This window comes from Ameyamaea chiangmaiensis (assembly GCF_013376175.1).
In the GTDB taxonomy this organism is placed as follows: Bacteria; Pseudomonadota; Alphaproteobacteria; order Acetobacterales; family Acetobacteraceae; genus Ameyamaea; species Ameyamaea chiangmaiensis.
Genome location: NZ_JABXXR010000055.1, coordinates 1 through 17,089, shown reverse-complemented (window position 1 = coordinate 17,089; position 17,089 = coordinate 1). Strand labels below are relative to the sequence as shown.

17 protein-coding genes, 2 tRNA genes and 1 riboswitch are annotated in these 17,089 nt (G+C 67.7%); of the genes, 11 read left to right on the top strand and 8 right to left on the bottom strand.

What is annotated here, in order from left to right; genetic code table 11:
- From fabG to HUK82_RS08715, 6 genes are all read left to right on the top strand, one after another.
- A partial coding sequence (fabG, locus tag HUK82_RS08740) for a 3-oxoacyl-ACP reductase FabG (RefSeq protein ID WP_176613601.1) occupies positions 1 to 566 on the top strand: 566 nt, incomplete at its 5' end.
- A 213-nt stretch (positions 567 to 779) separates the two neighbouring features.
- Positions 780 to 1,019: an acyl carrier protein gene (locus HUK82_RS08735; protein ID WP_023978090.1), complete on the top strand. Its 240-nt coding sequence runs from the start codon at positions 780 to 782 to the stop codon at positions 1,017 to 1,019.
- A 136-nt stretch (positions 1,020 to 1,155) separates the two neighbouring features.
- Positions 1,156 to 2,448: a beta-ketoacyl-ACP synthase II gene (gene fabF, locus HUK82_RS08730; protein WP_176613600.1), complete on the top strand. Its 1,293-nt coding sequence runs from the start codon at positions 1,156 to 1,158 to the stop codon at positions 2,446 to 2,448.
- A 78-nt stretch (positions 2,449 to 2,526) separates the two neighbouring features.
- Positions 2,527 to 3,513: an endolytic transglycosylase MltG gene (mltG, locus tag HUK82_RS08725; RefSeq protein WP_176613604.1), complete on the top strand. Its 987-nt coding sequence runs from the start codon at positions 2,527 to 2,529 to the stop codon at positions 3,511 to 3,513.
- An 87-nt stretch (positions 3,514 to 3,600) separates the two neighbouring features.
- Positions 3,601 to 4,707: a gluconate 2-dehydrogenase subunit 3 family protein gene (locus HUK82_RS17595; RefSeq protein ID WP_176613599.1), complete on the top strand. Its 1,107-nt coding sequence runs from the start codon at positions 3,601 to 3,603 to the stop codon at positions 4,705 to 4,707.
- Positions 4,704 to 6,245 (top strand): GMC family oxidoreductase, encoded by a 1,542-nt coding sequence (locus tag HUK82_RS08715; RefSeq protein ID WP_176613598.1) that lies wholly within the window; start codon positions 4,704 to 4,706, stop codon positions 6,243 to 6,245. Before HUK82_RS17595 ends, HUK82_RS08715 begins: the two co-directional genes overlap by 4 nt.
- A 16-nt stretch (positions 6,246 to 6,261) precedes the next feature.
- On the opposite strand, the gene folE is transcribed toward HUK82_RS08715, so the two are convergent.
- The 3 genes from folE to metZ all read right to left on the bottom strand — a co-directional run bounded on the left by folE (position 6,262) and on the right by metZ (position 8,693).
- Entirely contained in the window at positions 6,262 to 6,870 is a 609-nt protein-coding gene (gene folE / locus HUK82_RS08710; RefSeq protein ID WP_212647923.1) for a GTP cyclohydrolase I FolE, read from the bottom strand.
- Positions 6,871 to 6,904: 34 nt separating this feature from the next.
- On the bottom strand, positions 6,905 to 7,378 hold the full coding sequence (gene apaG, locus HUK82_RS08705; protein ID WP_176613596.1) for a Co2+/Mg2+ efflux protein ApaG: 474 nt from the start codon (positions 7,376 to 7,378) through the stop codon (positions 6,905 to 6,907).
- A gap of 118 nt (positions 7,379 to 7,496) precedes the next feature.
- On the bottom strand, positions 7,497 to 8,693 hold the full coding sequence (metZ, locus tag HUK82_RS08700) for an O-succinylhomoserine sulfhydrylase (RefSeq protein ID WP_176613595.1): 1,197 nt from the start codon (positions 8,691 to 8,693) through the stop codon (positions 7,497 to 7,499).
- A 114-nt stretch (positions 8,694 to 8,807) separates the two neighbouring features.
- Positions 8,808 to 8,887, bottom strand: a riboswitch (SAM riboswitch).
- A gap of 143 nt (positions 8,888 to 9,030) precedes the next feature.
- Here metZ and HUK82_RS08695 point away from each other — a divergent pair.
- Positions 9,031 to 9,104 (top strand) — tRNA-Gly (locus HUK82_RS08695).
- A 5-nt stretch (positions 9,105 to 9,109) separates the two neighbouring features.
- On the opposite strand, the gene HUK82_RS08690 is transcribed toward HUK82_RS08695, so the two are convergent.
- The 5 genes from HUK82_RS08690 to nth form a co-directional block, all read right to left on the bottom strand.
- On the bottom strand, positions 9,110 to 9,847 hold the full coding sequence (locus HUK82_RS08690) for an alpha-galactosidase (RefSeq protein WP_176613594.1): 738 nt from the start codon (positions 9,845 to 9,847) through the stop codon (positions 9,110 to 9,112).
- Between the two features lie 76 nt (positions 9,848 to 9,923).
- Positions 9,924 to 10,277 (bottom strand): glycoside hydrolase family 36 N-terminal domain-containing protein, encoded by a 354-nt coding sequence (locus HUK82_RS17590; protein WP_176613593.1) that lies wholly within the window; start codon positions 10,275 to 10,277, stop codon positions 9,924 to 9,926.
- Positions 10,278 to 11,069: 792 nt separating this feature from the next.
- The gene (locus tag HUK82_RS08680; RefSeq protein WP_176613603.1) at positions 11,070 to 12,404 is read right to left on the bottom strand and encodes an MFS transporter; all 1,335 of its coding nucleotides are present in this window, start codon (positions 12,402 to 12,404) and stop codon (positions 11,070 to 11,072) included.
- Positions 12,405 to 13,002: 598 nt separating this feature from the next.
- On the bottom strand, positions 13,003 to 13,146 hold the full coding sequence (locus HUK82_RS08675; protein ID WP_176613592.1) for a hypothetical protein: 144 nt from the start codon (positions 13,144 to 13,146) through the stop codon (positions 13,003 to 13,005).
- 115 nt (positions 13,147 to 13,261) lie between these two features.
- On the bottom strand, positions 13,262 to 13,936 hold the full coding sequence (gene nth, locus HUK82_RS08670) for an endonuclease III (protein ID WP_246495231.1): 675 nt from the start codon (positions 13,934 to 13,936) through the stop codon (positions 13,262 to 13,264).
- A gap of 118 nt (positions 13,937 to 14,054) precedes the next feature.
- On the opposite strand from nth, the gene argC reads away from it, so the two are divergent.
- The 4 genes from argC to HUK82_RS08650 form a co-directional block, all read left to right on the top strand.
- A complete protein-coding gene (gene argC, locus HUK82_RS08665) occupies positions 14,055 to 14,975 on the top strand; it encodes an N-acetyl-gamma-glutamyl-phosphate reductase (RefSeq protein WP_176613591.1) in 921 nt (306 codons plus the stop codon).
- 77 nt (positions 14,976 to 15,052) lie between these two features.
- Positions 15,053 to 15,136 (top strand) — tRNA-Leu (locus HUK82_RS08660).
- Between the two features lie 115 nt (positions 15,137 to 15,251).
- Positions 15,252 to 16,436 carry a phosphoserine transaminase gene (locus HUK82_RS08655; RefSeq protein ID WP_176613590.1) on the top strand — a complete coding sequence of 395 codons (1,185 nt, stop codon included), beginning with the start codon at positions 15,252 to 15,254 and terminating at the stop codon, positions 16,434 to 16,436.
- Positions 16,437 to 16,468: 32 nt separating this feature from the next.
- Positions 16,469 to 17,089 (top strand): ATP phosphoribosyltransferase regulatory subunit (locus HUK82_RS08650; protein WP_176613589.1); only part of this gene is annotated, 621 nt, incomplete at its 3' end.

Below are 17,089 nucleotides of genomic sequence, written 5' to 3'. Positions count from 1 at the left end.
CCGACCTGTCGGACCCCAGCGCGGCCGACGCGCTGGTGGCGTCGGCGGAAGCCGCCGCGGGCGCGCCGCTGGACATTCTGGTCAACAATGCCGGCCTGACGCGCGACAATCTGGCCATCCGCATGAAGGACGAGGACTGGAACCGCGTGATTGAGGTCGATCTGGCCTCGCCGTTCCGTCTGTGCCGCGCGGCCCTCAAGGGAATGCTGCGCCGACGCGCCGGCCGCATCATCAGCATCGCCTCGGTCGTGGGTGTCACCGGCAATGCCGGGCAGGCGAACTATTCCGCCGCGAAGGCCGGCATGATCGGCATGAGCAAGTCGCTGGCGCAGGAAGTCGGCTCGCGCGGGGTGACGGTCAACGTCGTGGCGCCGGGCTTCGTGGCCACACCGATGACCGACGTCCTGCCCGAGGCGCAGCGCGAGAAACTGATCGGCGCGATCCCGCTGGGGCGCATGGGCCGGCCGGACGATATCGCGGGCGCGGTCGTCTATCTTGCCTCCGAGGAGGCCTCGTGGATTACCGGGGCCACGCTGAACGTCAACGGCGGGATGGCGATGCCCTGAGACGGACGGACGAGGGCCTGAAAACGGCCGTAGTCCGCCGCTTTTTGCTTTGGCGTGTGCTTTGCCTTGGCGAGCGCACGCAAACCGTGCTAATCGCGCGCTGCTTCGTCCCACAACGGGCTGGGTCCGGGAACGGCTCCGGCCGGTCCGGGCCGGACAGGACGAACAAGTTTCGAACCGCCCGTTTTCGGGGCACACAGGAAGCTGATACACATGAGCGAAATCGCTGATAAGGTTAAGAAGATCGTTGTCGAGCACCTCGGCGTCGAGGAAAGCAAGGTGACGCCTGACGCGTCCTTCATCGACGATCTGGGTGCCGACAGTCTCGACACGGTCGAGCTGGTGATGGCGTTCGAAGAGGCTTTCAGTGTCGAAATCCCCGAGGACGCGGCCGAAAAGATCGCGACCGTCAAGGACGCCATCGACTACATCGAGAAGCAGAAGGCGGCCTGAGGCCACGTTCTGACCATTCCGCGCGCGCCCGACCGGACGGCGCCGGAAGGACCCGGGCCTGCGGGCCCGGGCCGATGATACGAAGAACAGGGTGACGCGGACCGCTTCCGTGCACCGCGCAGTGGAGCAGTCTGGTTTGAGTCATTCCGCCGGATCCGCCCTGGGACAGCGTCGCGTTGTCGTCACGGGCATTGGCATCGTCAGCCCGCTTGGGCTGGGTCTCGAGAATGTCTGGGCGCGACTGATCGCGGGCGAGAGCGGCATCGGCACGATCGCCTCGTTCGACGCGGCCGCCATGGAACTGCCGGCGCACGTCGCGGGCGAAGTCCCTGAAGGCCCCAAAGAGGCCGGTGCCCTCACCCTGTCGGACTGGATTCCGGTCAAGGACCAGAAGAAGATGGATCGTTTCATCCATCTCGGCCTGGTCGCGGCCGCCGAGGCGGTGGCCGATTCCGGATGGGTTCCGCAGACCGAGGACGATCGCTGCGCCACCGGCGTGATGATCGGCTCGGGCATCGGCGGTCTGCAGACGATCTACGACGCCTCGATCACGGTGCATGAAGGACGGGCCCGGCGCCTGTCGCCGTTCTTCATCCCGTCGGCGCTGATCAACCTGGTTTCGGGCCATGTTTCGATCAAATACGGATTCAAGGGGCCGAACCACTCGGCCGTCACGGCGTGCGCCACCGGCGTTCACGCGATCGGCGACGCCGCACGCCTGATCATGCTGGGCGATGCCGACGTGATGGTCGCCGGTGGCGCCGAGGCCGCGGTCTGCCCGCTGGGCATCGCCGGGTTCAGCTCGGCGCGCGCGCTGTCGACCGGCTTCAACGCCACGCCCGGCAAGGCCTCGCGCCCCTGGGACAAGGACCGCGACGGCTTCGTCATGGGCGAGGGCGCCGGTATCGTCGTGCTTGAGGAATACGAGCACGCCAAGGCACGCGGCGCGAAGATCTACGGCGAGATCGTCGGCTACGGCCTGTCGGGGGACGCGCATCACATCACGGCGCCCGCCGAAGGGCACGAGGGCGCGTTCCGGGCGATGCGCGGCGCCCTGAGCAACGCGGGTCTGACGCCGGCCGACATCGGCTACGTCAATGCCCACGGCACATCGACCATGGCCGACGACCTCGAACTGGACGCGGTCGAGCGCCTGTTCGGAGACGACGCACGCACGCTGGCCATGTCGTCGACAAAATCGGCGATCGGCCATCTTCTGGGTGCGGCCGGTGCGGTCGAGGCGATCTTCTGCCTTATGGCGATCCGCGACAACGTGGTGCCCCCCACCCTCAATCTCGACGAGCCTTCGCGGGCGAGCGTGATCGACCGCGTCGCCCACACCGCGCAGGACCGCCGGGTCGATGTGGCGCTGTCCAACAGCTTCGGCTTCGGCGGCACCAACGCGAGCCTTATCGTCCGCCGGGTCTGAGATCACGGCCCGGCCGCCTGATCCGGGCGGCCGGCGTCCGCGTTGTCCGACGCCCATGCCGCGGAGCGTGTAATGGCCATGCGCACCCTCCTTGCCACCTTGCTGTGCCTTGTTCTGGTCACGTCCGGCCTGGGGTTCTGGGGCTGGCACCAGTATGAGGCGCCCGGCCCCCTGACCGACGCCCGGGCGGTGATCGTGCCGCACGGCGGTATCGACAGCACGATCGCGCACCTGCGCGACGGCGGCGTTCTGTCGCCCGGACGACAGAGCGAGACGGTCTTCCGCGCGGCTGTCGCGCTGACACGCCGGCAGGGACAGCTTCACGCGGCCGAGCTGACGTTCCCCGCCCATGCCTCCATCGCCGACGTGCTTCTGGTTCTGCGTCACGGCCATCCCGTGCAGCACCAGATCACCATACCCGAGGGCCTGACCGCGCGCAGGATCGCTGCCCTGATCGCCGCCGCCCCCGTCCTGCGAGGCGACGTGCCGCCGATCACCGAAGGTAGCGTCCTTCCCCAGACCTACGATTATCAATGGGGCATGACACGCGCGCAGCTGGTCGCGCGCATGCAGTCGGCCATGGCCACGACCCTGACCGAGGTCTGGCGCCACCGCGCGCCCGGCCATGCCCTGGCCTCCGCCGCCGATCTGGTCACGCTGGCCTCGATCGTCGAGCGGGAGACCGCTCTGGCCGAGGAGCGGCCGCTCGTCGCGCGCGTGTTTCTCAACCGGCTGGCGTCGGGCATGAAGCTCCAGTCCGATCCCACCACCGTCTATGACCTGAGCGCGGGCGAGGGCGTGCTGGATCGGCCGCTCACGCACGCCGATCTGGCCGAAGGCGGCCCCTACAACACGTACGTCATCGCCGCCCTGCCGCCCGGCCCGATCTGCGCGCCGGGTGTCGCGGCACTGGAAGCGGTCGCCCACCCGGCCTCCGGCGGGGCGCTGTATTTCGTGGCCATGGGTGACGGCGGCCATGCGTTTGCCGATACGCTGGACGCCCACAACCGTAACGTGGCCCGTCTTCGTGCCCGTCAGGCCACATCGGAATCCGTAACGCCCTGAGATGAGCGTGGAACCGCCCGTCCGACCGACAGTTCTATCCCCGGTGGCACCGGTGACGGGATCGGGCCGGGACGGGGGACGATCGACGTGCATGTTGCAACGGACAGCCGCGCGGGGCCCCGGGATGACCGCCCGATATGCTTTTCATGCTTTGGCCCGGGCGATTGGGCCCGCTGCCTCGACAACTATGCGTGGCATCCGGCGGCGGGTCTGGAACCGCCATCCGCCCTGCACGAGGGCGCGTGGCATGTCGGTGCGGCATCGGGACAGGCCGCAACAGGTCTTCTTCGCGGCCTGACGACCGGCGACCGCGCGGTCGCGCATGGGCTCGACGCCCTTGTCCTGATCGACCCCGCGCCCGACGCCCTGTCCTCGACGCGTCACCTGCTCGACCTGCCGACCCTGTTGATCGGCACCGACCCTGACGGCCGGTTACGCGGCAGTCTCGCCCCCCATTTCCGCCGTCAGCGGTGGGTGCCACAGGCGGACGGCGCGCCGTTCGACATGCTGCTTCGTGCCGTCCTGACGATGCCACGTCCCGTCGACGCCGCAATCGACCCCGGCTTTCGAAGCCTGATGGACGGCGACCATATCTCGGCGCGGACACGGAGCATCCTGCTCGACCGGGCGCGGGGCCACGCGGCGCAGGCGACCGTCAGCCTGAACCCGCCGATGCTGGCCGTGTTGCGGGCGGTCCTCGACCGTGTCCTGCCGCAGGCCGACGTTCTGCCGCACGGCGGAATCGACCTCGGCCGCCTGATCGACGAACGTCTGTCCACCCCGGGTGACGGATGGCGTTTCGCCGAACTGCCCCCCGACGCGGATGCCTACGCCGCAGCGCTGCGCACCCTCGACCGCGCCGCGCGCGAACGGGCTGCCCTGCCCTTCATCCTGCTGGACCGCGCCGGACAGGACGACCTGCTGCGCCGTGCGGATGCCGGAACGCTGACCGTCACCCCCGCGGAGGGGGACGCCACCCTGTCGGCTGCTCAGATGCGTCTGTGGTGCCTCGATCTGCGCGCCGACGCCGCACAGGCCTTCGTGTCCCATCCCGCCGTCATGGCGCGGCTGGGGATCGACAGTGCCCTGAACGGCGGGGACGCGCCGATGCAGGGCTTCGAGGAACTTCGCGCCGGTCACCACGCACCATGGGAACCGCCCGCGCCGGCCGCTCTGCCGGGGCATGTCGCATGACGGCCGTCAGGGATCGACGGCCTGAGGACCGGGCCGACGTGGTGGTCGTGGGCACAGGCGCGGGCGGCGCGCCGCTGCTGGCCGAACTGGCGGCGGCCGGTCTGCACGTCGTGGCGCTGGAGGCCGGCCCGGTTTTTCGCCCCGATACCTTCACGCCCGACGAAGCCACGGCGGCGGAGCTGTACTGGCGCGACGAACGTCTGTCGGCCGGAGAAAACCCACAGGCCTTCGGCGGCAACAACAGCGGCACCGGCGTGGGCGGCTCCATGCTGCACTATGGCGCGTTCATGCCCAGAATGGACGCGCGCGATTTCCATCTGTTCAACGAGACGGGCCAAGGCTGCGACTGGCCGTTCGGCGCGGCCGAGCTGGAGCCCTGGGTGGTGCAGGTGGAGGAGACGATCGGCGTATCGGGCCCCGCGACCTACCCGTGGGACCCGGAACGCCGGTATGCCTATGCCCCCGCGGCACGGAATGCCCCGGCCGAGATCATGGTGCGGGCGGCATCGGCCATCGGCCTGACCTGCACCGACGCCCCGGCGGCGGTGATCACGCAGACGCGCGAGCAACCGCACTACGGGCGTCGCCTGGGCTGTGTCGGGTGCGGCGCCTGTCATCAGGGTTGCCGGAACGACGCAAAGTCCGGCCCCGTCAACACATGGCTGCCGCTGGCCCGCGCCGCCGGGGCGGACATCCGTTCGGGCTGCATGGTCAACGGGCTGGAGCGCGACGGCACGGGACGCATCAGCGCCGTGCTGTACCGTGAACAGGGCGTAGACCGACGGCTGCCGTGCCGTGCCGTGGTACTGAGCGCAGGGGCGGTCGAAACTCCCCGGCTGCTGCTGCACACGGGTCTGGCCAATGGTTCGGGCCAGGTCGGGCGCAATTACATGACTCATGTGGCGACCCAGGTCTGGGGTAGTTTCGACGAGGAAATCCGCCCTAACCGCGGCTACCCCTCCGCGATCATTTCCGAGGACATGATGCGCCCGGCCGATGCGGATTTCGCCGGCGGCTACCTGATCCAGTCCCTGGGCATGATGCCCGCGACATGGGCCAATCTGGTGGCCCGCAGTCGCGGCCTGTGGGGAGAGTCGCTGGTTCGGGCGCTGCGTCGCTACAACTTTTCCGCCGGGGTCGGGATCAACGGCGAGGGCCTGCCGAGCGAGTCCAACCGCGTGGAGCTGTCCTGCGAGGCGGATGCGTCCGGCATGCCCAAGCCCCGGATCTTTCATAATAACGGTCCGAACGAGCGCGCGATGCACGACCACGCCGCCCGTCTGCTGACGCGGCTATGGGCGGCGGCGGGCGCGCACGACATCTGGGTCGCCGAGCGCGCCGCCCACATGATCGGCACCTGCCGCATGGGCACCGATCCCCGAAATGCCGTGGTCGACCCGTTCGGGCGCAGCTTCGATATCGATAATCTGTGGATCTGCGATCACTCGGTCTTCCCGAGCGCCGCCGCGGCCAATCCGGCCCTGACGATCATGGCCCTGTCGCTCCGCACGGCGCGGGCCCTGCGTCTGACGCTGTAGGCACCGGGCCCGGGCGTCAGAACTCGCTGAGCTGCGGGCGGTTGAGCATCGCCATCAGTTCCCGGCGCGTGTCGGAATTGTCGCGGAAGACCCCCAGCATGCGGCTGGTCACCATCGAGACGCCGGGGCGATGCACGCCGCGCGTGGTCATACACTGATGACCGGCCTCGAGGATCACGGCGGTTCCGTGCGGCTGGAGGATCTCGTCGATCGTGTTGGCGATCTGCGCGGTCAGGCGCTCCTGGATCTGGAAGCGGCGGGCATAGGCCTCGACCACACGGGCGAGCTTGGAGATGCCGACGACGCGACTACGCGGCAGGTAGGCCACGTGCGCCCGTCCGATGATCGGCACCATGTGGTGCTCGCAGTGGCTCTCGAACCGGATGTCGCGCAGCAGCACGATCTCGTCGTAATCGTCGACCTCGGAAAAGGTGCGCGACAGGATCTCGCGCGGGTCGTCGCGATAGCCGCTGTAGAAATCCTCATAGGATTTGACCACGCGGGACGGGGTATCCAGCAGGCCTTCGCGGGTCGGGTCTTCCCCGCCCCAGCGCAGCAGCGTGCGCACGGCCTCCTCGGCTTCGGCGCGCGTCGGACGCGGGAGGGAGTCGCTCTGGCTGCTCATCGATTTCGGGTCCGTTCGGGCTGGAAAAACACGGTCAGTGGACAAGGCGCGAGTGGTGCGGACTGTCGAGACTGAAGCACGGGATGCGCACGTCGAACGCGGCGCCATTGGCCACCACCACCATGTGATAGGCGCCGCGCATGAAACCGGTGGGCGTCTGCAACGAAGCCCCGGAGGTGTACTCGAACGACTCGCCCTCGGCCAGAACGGGCTGCTCGCCGACCACGCCGTCGCCATGCACATGCTCGACACGGCCATGCGCGTCGATGATCTCCCAGCTTCGCGCGCGGAGTTGCACCGTCTCGGGCCGTCGGTTCTCGATACGGATATGGTAGGCCCACGCGTAGTGCCGGTCCTCGGGCTGCGACTGGTCGTCGAGCCAGAATGTCTTTACCCGCACCAGCACGTCGGCCGTCGTGCTCTCGAACGTCGGGGCGTCGGCCATGGCTTCGGCAAGGGCCGCTTCCGGGTCGTGCAGCATGCGCGGCGGCGGTCGGTCTTTGGACATGGCGCGTCTCCCGGATCCCGTTGAAAGGGGCAGGCAGCCGCGCCCGGACCGGGGCGGCAGAGAGCGTGGTTTAGCCAAGCCACCGGCCGCGGGCAAGCGCGACCGATGGCCACTGCCCTCAGACCGGGGCGAGCGCCGCCAGCCCGCGCCGCAGATCTTCGATCAGGTCGGCGGCATCCTCCAGACCGACCGACAGGCGGATCGTGCCGTCGCTGATGCCCAGATGCGCCCGCTCTTCGGGTGCGATCTTCATATGCGTCGTCGTCGCGGGATGGGTGACCAGCGAGCGGCTGTCGCCCAGATTGTTCGAGATCGCGATCAGGCGCAGCGCGTTCATCACCCGGAAGGCGCCCTCCTTGCCGCCTTCGACGGTGAAGGCGACCAGCGTGCCGCCGCCGGTCATCTGCGTGACAATGAGGTCGCGGTGCGGATGGTCGGCGCGGCCGGGATAGCGCACCTGCACCACGCCCGCGGCCCCGGCCAGAAAATCGGCCACCGTGGCGGCATTGCGGGTCATGGCGTCGACGCGGATGGCCAGCGTCTCAAGCCCCTTGAGCATCACCCACGCGTTGAACGGCGACAGGGCATTACCGGTGTTGCGGGTAAAGGGCTGAAGAGTCTCGCTGATCCAGTCCTTGCGGCCCAGCACGGCACCGCCCAGCACGCGGCCCTGTCCGTCGATGTGCTTGGTGCAGGAGTAGACCACCACGTCCGCGCCGAGTTCGAGCGGCTTCTGGAACACGGGGGTGGCGAACACGTTGTCGACGATCACGATGGCGCCTGCCTTGTGCGCCGCCTCGACGATCGCACGGATATCGAGCACATCGAGCATCGGGTTCGACGGGCTTTCCAGCAGAACCGCCGCCGTCGGCACAGCCAGCGCCTCGCGCCACGCGGCAAGGTCGCCGCCATCGACGAACACCGTCTCGATCCCGTAGCGGGGCAGCAGGTTGGCGATGATCCAGTAGTTCGACCCGAACAGCGCGCGGGAGGCGACAACCCGCTCCCCGGTCCTGACGTGCGACAGAAGGGCGCTGGACACGGCCCCCATGCCGGTGGCCGTCGTGATACAGGCCTCGGCCCCTTCGAGATCGGCCAGGCGCCGTTCGAGGGCCGCGACCGTCGGGTTGCCGAAGCGGCTGTACTGATAGTGTTCGATGTCGCCGGTGAACGTACCCTCGGCCTGCTCGGCACTGTCGTAGACGAAGCCGGACGTCAGGAAGAGGGCCTCGCTGGTCTCGCCGTAGGGCGTGCGTTCGCTGCCGGCATGCACCATGCGGGTGGCCGCGCGCCAGGAGGAAGGGGTGTCGGTCATGATGGTCGTCCCGAAGCAGATCGCCCCTGTGCGAGGACGGTCGACGCCTGCTGGCGGAACCGACCCCGGCGAGGGGACTCGCCCGGCCGTGGAAGTTCGTGAACACCGGCGTCATGCCGCCGGGCCAGAGCCTCTTTAGCGCATTTCTTTCACCTCGCCGCAAGCCGGCCGATCAAATCGCGAGGGTCGCGCCGCCCGTTTCTATCCGGACACACACGACAGTCCGGTTATTGCCGCACCGTCTGGCAATCGTCAACTCGGCCGCCCGCACGCGCGGCACCCCGCGCACGCGGATTGCAACGCGCGGCGCGATGGGTCATAAGGGCGACAGGCCCGAGCGGGTGTAGTTCAATGGTAGAACGGCAGCTTCCCAAGCTGCATACGAGGGTTCGATTCCCTTCACCCGCTCCAGCTCCTCATATCCCCGCATCATCGTTCCCCATGTCGCGCCAAAGCGCCTGACACTCCGGAACGAGTGCCGATTGCGGCGGCATCTGCGGCAGGAACACGCCGACCTCCGACAGGATTGCCCCGTCCATCACAAGCCCCTCCCGCAGTAATGTCTCCTGCACGGCGGAAGGCCGCCGGGTCTGGATATGCTGCGGCGCGGGCACCGTGACGCGATACCGGGTCTTTGGCGCCAGTCCCGGCAGACAGGCCGGGGCCGGAAGACGCACGGACGGCCAGTCCCGCTGGGCGACGAGATAGATTCCCGTGCCGCCGTCATGGCGCGTGACGCCCCTGTTCACCCGCGTGGCGCTATCCTCGCCGAACAGGGCCACGCCCGCGTGCAGCACCGGCCGCAGGCGTTTGTGCAGCGCGACCCATTGCCGCAACTGGTCGCGCTCCCCCGCGTCGAGATGCAGCGGGTCGAGCTCGAGACCCAGATGACCAAACAGGACGATGGCCGCCCGGAAGTCGAGCGATGTCTCACGTTTGTCGAGCCAGTTCAGACTGGCGGAAATGTGACAGCCGGTGACCTCAGGCGACAGGACATGCCAGGCCTGCCCCTGTATGCACAGCCGGTCGACGGCGGCGGTGTTGTCCGAGGTCCACACACGCTGCGTATGGGCGATGGCGCCCCAGTCGGCGCGGCCCGCAACTTTCGATCTCCAGCGCCGGGTGCGCGGCGTCCAGCCGGTCCCACAAGGCATAGAGCGCCACCACCTGCACGCGATAGGCCGGGCGACCGCGACTGCCGGACGCATCGAGAAGATCGCGGTTGAAATCTCACTTGATGTAGTCGATCCGCCAGTCGTCCACCTGTTTGCTGATCGTCGCGAACAGCCAGTCGGAGACCTCCGGCCGCGCGATGCCCGCCGTGCCACCCCGGGAGAAAACGGCGTACGCGGGGGCCGCCGCATAAGTCTCACCCGGGCGCAACCGCATCTCGCCGGGATAGAGCCACTCGCCGAGGGAGACGCGAAAGCGGCCATCCTCCATGCGTTCGGCCGCGAGACGATGGCTGCCGCTCCAGCCCAGAAGAAAGGCCCATGCCTCGCCCGCGTTCGCCGCCGTGGCGTCGGTCGTCGCGGCCAGCGCTGGAAAATGGTCGTGGGCACGATTGCGCCGGCTCTCGACCACCAGGCCGCCGTCAGGACATCCTCGTCCCACCGCGACAGCGTCAGGCACACGCCCAGCGCGCAGACCGGGTCGCGGGCGTCGACCGTCACCGTGCCGCCCGTCTGATGTATGCCGGTGACGGTGAAGTCGGCCTTCCAGTTCGTGCCGTCCGGACGGCAGGCGAGAAGCCCGAGCATGTCGAAGTTCCAGCCGCCGACCGTGTCCACAAGCGTAATGGAGGGGCGCCACTGGTCCGGGCCATTGTTGGGTGTCTCGGGCGGCAAATACGGCCGACGCGTCAAGCGTATCAAGCAATCTCTTGCCCCAGTAGGCGATTTCCGGAAGCCCATCCGTTCGCGCAATCAGCAGCAACGTGGCCTGCGTGCCGTCGAGACGGATCAGGCATGTAGGGCGCGGCTGGCCGTCACCCGCCCGCTCGGCCACGGGAATGACGGGCCGCTCAAACGGGCGGGGCGACAGCCGCCGCGCCGTTGCCTGTATCGGGAGGCGGCTTCGTGGCGCCACGCGCCTCGCCGACAAAGGGAATGGCACCCGCCATGCCCAGACTCATCCATGCGCTTCGGCGGGTGAGCCGTGGTGACGGGGCATCTTTGGCCATCGCTGGCGTATCTCTTCCCGTTTGCTCTTGTGAAACCGCAAGTTAGACGGTTCCGGAAGAGATCAAAGTAACGTCCCCGCGCTTTGGATGATGGCCGGGCGTCCGGACACACAGGGGACGGATGCGCGATGGAAAAAGGCGCGGCTTCGACGGGTCGAAGCCGCGCCTGCGTCACGATCGCGACGCGACGGTGGTCAGATCGGCTGACCTTCCATCGAACCGGCCTGACGGCGGTTCATCTCGCGCTCCCGGCGCTCCTGGCGACGGTGATGCGCCTTGGCGTGCTCGGGAATGTTCAGCAGCATCGTCAACAACGCGGACGCCGCATAGATCCCGGAGAAGATCCAGATCACCCCTTCGATCCCATAGGTTGGCTGGAACCACGTCACGATGGCTGGTCCGACCCAAGTGCTGGCGCCAGCCCCGAGGGCCAGAGCGGACAGGGCGGCCGCTTTCTCGTTCGGGCAGATCTGCGGCACAAGACCGGACAACGGCACGAAGGCAGCAACGGTAGCACCGTAAAAGGCCCCGGCGAGGGCGGCCACAAGGAAGTTCCCGTGGAAGTGCAGCGGCAGATAGTAGAACAGCGGAATGGCCACCGCCCCACCAAGGCACCCGCCGATCGCCACGACCTGCCGATGGCCGAGACGGTCCGCTAGAAGGCCCGACACCAGGTTGAAGGCGATGTTGCTGCAGAACACGATCGACAGCAGAACAAGCCACTGCGACAGCGAGAAGCCCACGACCGACACGAAGAACGACGGCATGATCACGAGGAACGCATATTCCGACGATGTGTCGACAACACGCACGATCATCGCGACCGCTGTCCGGGGCTCGCGCCACAGGATGGTGATGGAGCTGAAGAACACCGAGCTTACGCTCTGATCGGGCTTTTTGAGCACGCGGGTGCCGTTGGGCTCGTGCGTCATCAGCAGGGCGATGCAGCCACCGACCATGACCAGACCCAGCGACGACCAGAAGGTCGCGACTTCACCGATCAGCGGAATGCTGGCACTGGCGAACAGCGAGCCCAGCGTCGGCAGCCCCCCGGAGAACGCGAACCAGAACCAGCCCGCCGCCGAGCTGAGCTGGCGCGGGGGGGTCGCGGCGGCGATCCAGACCAGAAAGCTGTAGGCGAACAGAGGATACCCCAAGCCGCGCAGCGTATAGGCCGCGAGCATCATGGAATAGCTGCCGGTCTGAATACCGCAGACGAGGAACACGACCTCGAACACGCCCCAGATCGCAAGGCCGATCCACATGACACGCTTGGGGCCCCACAGGTCCGACAGCGGACCTGACAGCCAGGACGAGAGCGAAACGGCCACGCCATACACCGTGAACAGAAGCGCCACGTTGCGCGTGGAGACGCCGTGGTGTTCCAGATACGGTGCCAGATAGCCCGCCTCGACGCCGTCGCCGACCATGAACAGCAACAGGCCGACAAAGCCCCAGAGAAGGGAGCGGGGAATACCCATCCTGTCCAGAAGCGGAGAGGATGGCACAGGGGAATCTGTCTGCATCAGAAGAATAAGTCCTCTTGATCAGGCAGCCAACATACGGCGTGAGGGGCTTCGAACCGGGGACGAAGCATCGATGCAAGCTGCGTTTGGCCCGCGACCGCACGTCGCGCGCCAAAATCATCATGAAGGGATGCGCGTGATGAACCTGCGGTTCGACACGGCACGCGCCTGCGGCATGCAGGCGCGGTCGGGGATCGCGTCACTACTATCGGACTCTCGCAACTGGACCGATCCAAACGATAATCGGTGCACGTTGGACGCGCGAGAGCCTCGGTGTTCGTCAGGACCTTGTGTAATGACGTGAGAACGCAACCTACCGTCATTATGACACAATTGAAAGCACAAAAATCACGGAAAGATGATTCTTGGTCTACAGCAACACATATTTTATTTATTTATACTTATCTATTTCTATTTGTTGTTGTAAAAATATTACGTTTTTAACACCTAAATGGGGCACTGTCGGGCGGTATAGGGAAAATACTCGGCGATGTTCTTATTTGAATAAAAATCTTCCAGACCACCCCACATTTTACAGATCGCTACCGAACCATTGACGCCGTCGGGCACGCTCGACGACGTCAATGCCGCGCACGAAATATCAGTAATTGGGTAGCGGTATCGTCGGCATGAACGCGCACGCCAGCACCATGATCGCCAGAAAGCCGGCGACGATCACGACACCGCCAAGAATGGTGTTGCGTGCATTGTGTTGCGTCGGGTGATTGAGAGCATACGAAGCCATAGTGACCTCCTCTGACGGGCCGGATGCCGTGTCGTCAGGGCAACCCCGTCATGCCCGGAACATCCGGACCCCGCACTGCGTTGCAGGACGCGCCGACACAGTTGCGTGACGTACGCTAGGCCGGCGACGCGCGTTTGTCGGGGAAGCGACATTCCTCCCGCCCGGCGCAACGCCAGCACTCGGGCGAACGGGCCTTGCAGACGTAGCGGCCATGCAGGATCAGCCAGTGGTGCGCCGGGCGCAGCATGTCGGCGGGAATGCGCCGCACCAGCCCGTCCTCCACCTGCCGTGTCGTGCTGCCCGGGGCCAGACCGGTGCGATTGCCGATCCGGAAGATGTGCGTGTCGACCGCCATCGTGCTCTGGTCGAACGCGACGTTGAGCACGACATTGGCCGTCTTGCGCCCGACCCCCGGCAGCGCCTCCAGCGCCTCGCGCGTGTCGGGCACCCGCCCGTCGTGCCGCACCAGAAGCTGTGCGGACAAGGCCACCACATTGGCCGCCTTCGCCCGCCACAGCCCGATCGTGCGGATATGGCGCGCGACCCCGTCCACCCCCAGCGCCACCATCGCGGCCGGGTCGGGGGCATCGCGGAACAGCCCGACGGTGGCCTTGTTGACCGATGCGTCGGTCGCCTGCGCCGACAGGACGACCGCGACCAGCAGCGTGTAGGGGTCGGTGTAGGTCAACTCACTGCGCGCGTCGGGATTGGCCTCGGCCAGATGCGTGATGAACGCACGGGCCTGGGCACGGGTCATGGCGGGAACCTTGCGGGCTTTGGCGACAGTCATCGCACGATCCTATCCCGCGCCGACGCCCCCGTTAAGGGGCAGCGGCGCGCGACGGAACTGGCGCGGATGTGCGATTGCGCCTATCGTCGGTGCCCTTTTCGACACGCAGGACACTGCCATGACATCGCCCATTGCCAGAGCGCGCATCTTCATCGACGGCGAAGCCGGCACCACCGGGCTGGGCATCCGCGAGCGCCTGACGAGCCTGCCGGTCGAACTGTTGTCGATCGATCCTGCGGCCCGCAAGGACCCGTCGGCACGGCGCGCCATGATGGCGCAGGCCGATCTGGTCGTGCTCTGCCTGCCCGATGCCGCATCGCGCGAGGCCGCCGCCATGGCCGACGAGATGGGCAGCACCCGCCCCCGGCTACTGGACGCCAGCACGGCCTTTCGCGTCGCGTCCGACTGGGTCTACGGCTTTGCAGAGATGACACCCGGTCAGGCCGATCTGATCGCCACGGCCCCCAACGTGTCCAACCCCGGCTGTTACCCCACCGGGGCCATCGCACTTTTACGGCCGTTGATCGAGGCCGGGGTGATGGACACCGACCATGCCGTCTCGATCAATGCGGTCAGCGGCTACAGCGGCGGCGGCCGCACCATGATCGAGGCGCATGAACACCACGGCGGCCCCGCGTTCGAACTGTACGGGCTGGGGCTGGAACACAAGCACGTGCCCGAGATCGAACTGCATGCGCGCCTGTCGCGCCGGCCGCTGTTCGTCCCCTCGGTCGGGCACTTCCGCCAGGGGATGATCGTCTCGATCCCGTTGCATCTGGCCGATCTGCGCGGGACTGTGCGCGCGGGCGATCTGCTCGATACGCTGCGCCGCCGGTACGACGGCAGCCCCACCGTCTCGGTCGCTCCGGCCGACGCGGCTCTGGTCGCCGAAACCCTGGCCGGGCAGGACACCATGGAACTGCGCGTGCATGGCAATGACGAGCACCGCCAGGCCGTCCTGACCGCGCGCCTGGACAATCTGGGCAAGGGCGCGTCGGGTGCCGCGCTGCAGAACATCCGCCTGATGCTGGGGCTCTGAGAGCCCGTGCGGGCCGCGTGCGACGGCCGGTTTCCCTCTTTTGCCGACGCGCGATTGCTGGTAGGGAAAGCGCCGGAGCGAGAGTGACGGAACGGTAGACGTAGTCGACTCAAAATCGACCGCCGCAAGGCATAGGGGTTCGAATCCCCTCTCTCGTACCAATCCGCCGGCGCGCCCGTCGCGCCCACTCGTGGCCAGAGCGCGGCGCTCCCCGGTGACCGCGCCCGGCGTGCCGCCACCGCGCGCGCCCTTCTTCCTGCGCGGAACCCCGTTTCCATGACCATCGCCGCCCTGCCCCCTCGTCCGACACTGCGCCCCGCGTGCGCCCATTTCTCGTCCGGACCCTGTGCCAAACGCCCGGGCTGGAGCCTCGATGCCCTGTCCGGCGCCCTGCTGGGCCGGTCGCACCGCTCCCCCGAAGGACGCGCGAAGCTGGCCGAGGTGATCGACCGGTCGGCGGCGCTGCTGGGCATGCCGGACGGCTGGCGACTGGGCATCGTCCCGGCGTCCGACACCGGCGCGGTGGAAATGGTGTTGTGGGCGCTGGCAGGCACGCGCGGGATCGACGTTCTGTCGTTCGAAAGCTTTTCCGCCACCTGGGCGCAGGACCTGACCGACGTTCTGGCCGTGGACGACGTGCGCGTGCTGACGGCCCCTTATGGCGCGTTGCCCGATCTCGGCGCGCTGGATTTCAGCCGGGATGTGGTCCTGACCTGGAACGGCACCACCTCGGGCGTGCGGATTCCGGACGGCGATTTCATCCCCGCCGACCGTGACGGACTGGTGATCTGCGATGCGACGTCGGCGGCGTTCGTCATGGACCTGCCGTGGGAAAAACTCGATGTCGTGACATGGTCCTGGCAGAAAGCGCTGGGCGGCGAGGCGGCGCATGGCATGCTCGCCCTCTCGCCCCGTGCCGTGGCGCGTCTCGAACAGGGGGCGCCACGTCCGCTGCCCAAGATCTTCCGCCTCACCGCCGCCAAGGGCCTGATCGAGGGCATTTTCCGCGGCGACACCATCAACACGCCGTCGATGCTGTGCGTCGAGGACGCGCTGGACAGCCTGCGCTGGGCCGAACGTGAAGGCGGCGTGCGCGGCCTCGCCGCCCGCAGTGCGGCGAACCTGCGCACGATCGAAGACTGGGTGGAAACCTCGGACTGGGCCCGGTTTCTGGCGACCGATCCGGCCCTGCGCTCCTGCACGTCGATCTGCCTGACGATCGGCGCGGACTGGTTCATCGCCCTCGACCCGTCCGCGCAGGCGAAGGCCGCCAAGGCCATCGCAACCTTGCTGGAGCAGGAAGGCGTCGCCCTCGATATCGCCAGCTATCGCGACGCACCGGCGGGCCTGCGCCTCTGGGGCGGCGCCACGGTGGAACAGGCCGACATCGCCGCGCTGCTGCCGTGGCTCGACTGGGCGCATGCCACGGTGCGCGCCCGTTACACGGCGGCTGCGGCATGACGCCCGACGCGTCCGATGCTATGAGGGCTTCGATGATGGACGATGCCCCCCTCAATCCCGCGCTGCTGCCCGCCGGGTTCGTCGACCTTCTGCCGCCGCAGGCCGAGGCCGAGGCCGACGGAATCGAAGCCCTGATGGCGGTGTTCGGCACCCATGGCTACGAACGCGTGCGACCGCCGTTGATGGAGTTCGAGGCCGGACTGCTCAGCGGGTCGGGCGCGGCGCTGGCCGAGCAGGCCTTTCGCCTGATGGACCCCGACACGCGCCGGATGATGGCCGTCCGTCCGGACAGCACGCCACAGATCGCCCGCATCGCCTCCACCCGTCTGGCCGACGCGCCGCGCCCGCTCCGCCTGTCTTATGCCGGGCCGTGCGTTCTGGTCACAGGGTCGGGCCGCGAGAGTGCCCGCCAGATTTCACAGGCGGGGATCGAGCTGATCGGCCCCGACAGCCCCGAGGCCGACGCCGAGATCGTCGCCGTCGCGGCCGAGGCGCTGGAACGGCTGGGCACCGGGCGGGTCTCCTTCGACCTGACCATGCCGCCTCTGGTCCCCGCCCTTCTGGCCGACCAGCCGCTCGACGATGCCACGCGCCGCGCGCTTTTGCACGCCCTGGACCGCAAGGACGCCGCCGCCGTGGCCCAGCACGGGGGC

Bases quoted from the DNA above. Each gene is read 5' to 3' on its own strand.
- folE (WP_212647923.1), bottom strand. From the start codon at position 6,870: ATGAGCAGCCAGAGCGACTCCCTCCCGCGTCCGACGCGCGCCGAAGCC.
- HUK82_RS08690 (WP_176613594.1), bottom strand. From the start codon at position 9,847: ATGCCTTGTGGGACCGGCTGGACGCCGCGCACCCGGCGCTGGAGATCG.
- mltG (WP_176613604.1), top strand. From the start codon at position 2,527: ATGCGCACCCTCCTTGCCACCTTGCTGTGCCTTGTTCTGGTCACGTCC.
- HUK82_RS08675 (WP_176613592.1), bottom strand. From the start codon at position 13,146: ATGGCTTCGTATGCTCTCAATCACCCGACGCAACACAATGCACGCAAC.
- metZ (WP_176613595.1), bottom strand. From the start codon at position 8,693: ATGACCGACACCCCTTCCTCCTGGCGCGCGGCCACCCGCATGGTGCAT.
- HUK82_RS08655 (WP_176613590.1), top strand. From the start codon at position 15,252: ATGACCATCGCCGCCCTGCCCCCTCGTCCGACACTGCGCCCCGCGTGC.
- nth (WP_246495231.1), bottom strand. From the start codon at position 13,936: ATGACTGTCGCCAAAGCCCGCAAGGTTCCCGCCATGACCCGTGCCCAG.
- argC (WP_176613591.1), top strand. From the start codon at position 14,055: ATGACATCGCCCATTGCCAGAGCGCGCATCTTCATCGACGGCGAAGCC.
- apaG (WP_176613596.1), bottom strand. From the start codon at position 7,378: ATGTCCAAAGACCGACCGCCGCCGCGCATGCTGCACGACCCGGAAGCG.
- HUK82_RS08735 (WP_023978090.1), top strand. From the start codon at position 780: ATGAGCGAAATCGCTGATAAGGTTAAGAAGATCGTTGTCGAGCACCTC.
- HUK82_RS08715 (WP_176613598.1), top strand. From the start codon at position 4,704: ATGACGGCCGTCAGGGATCGACGGCCTGAGGACCGGGCCGACGTGGTG.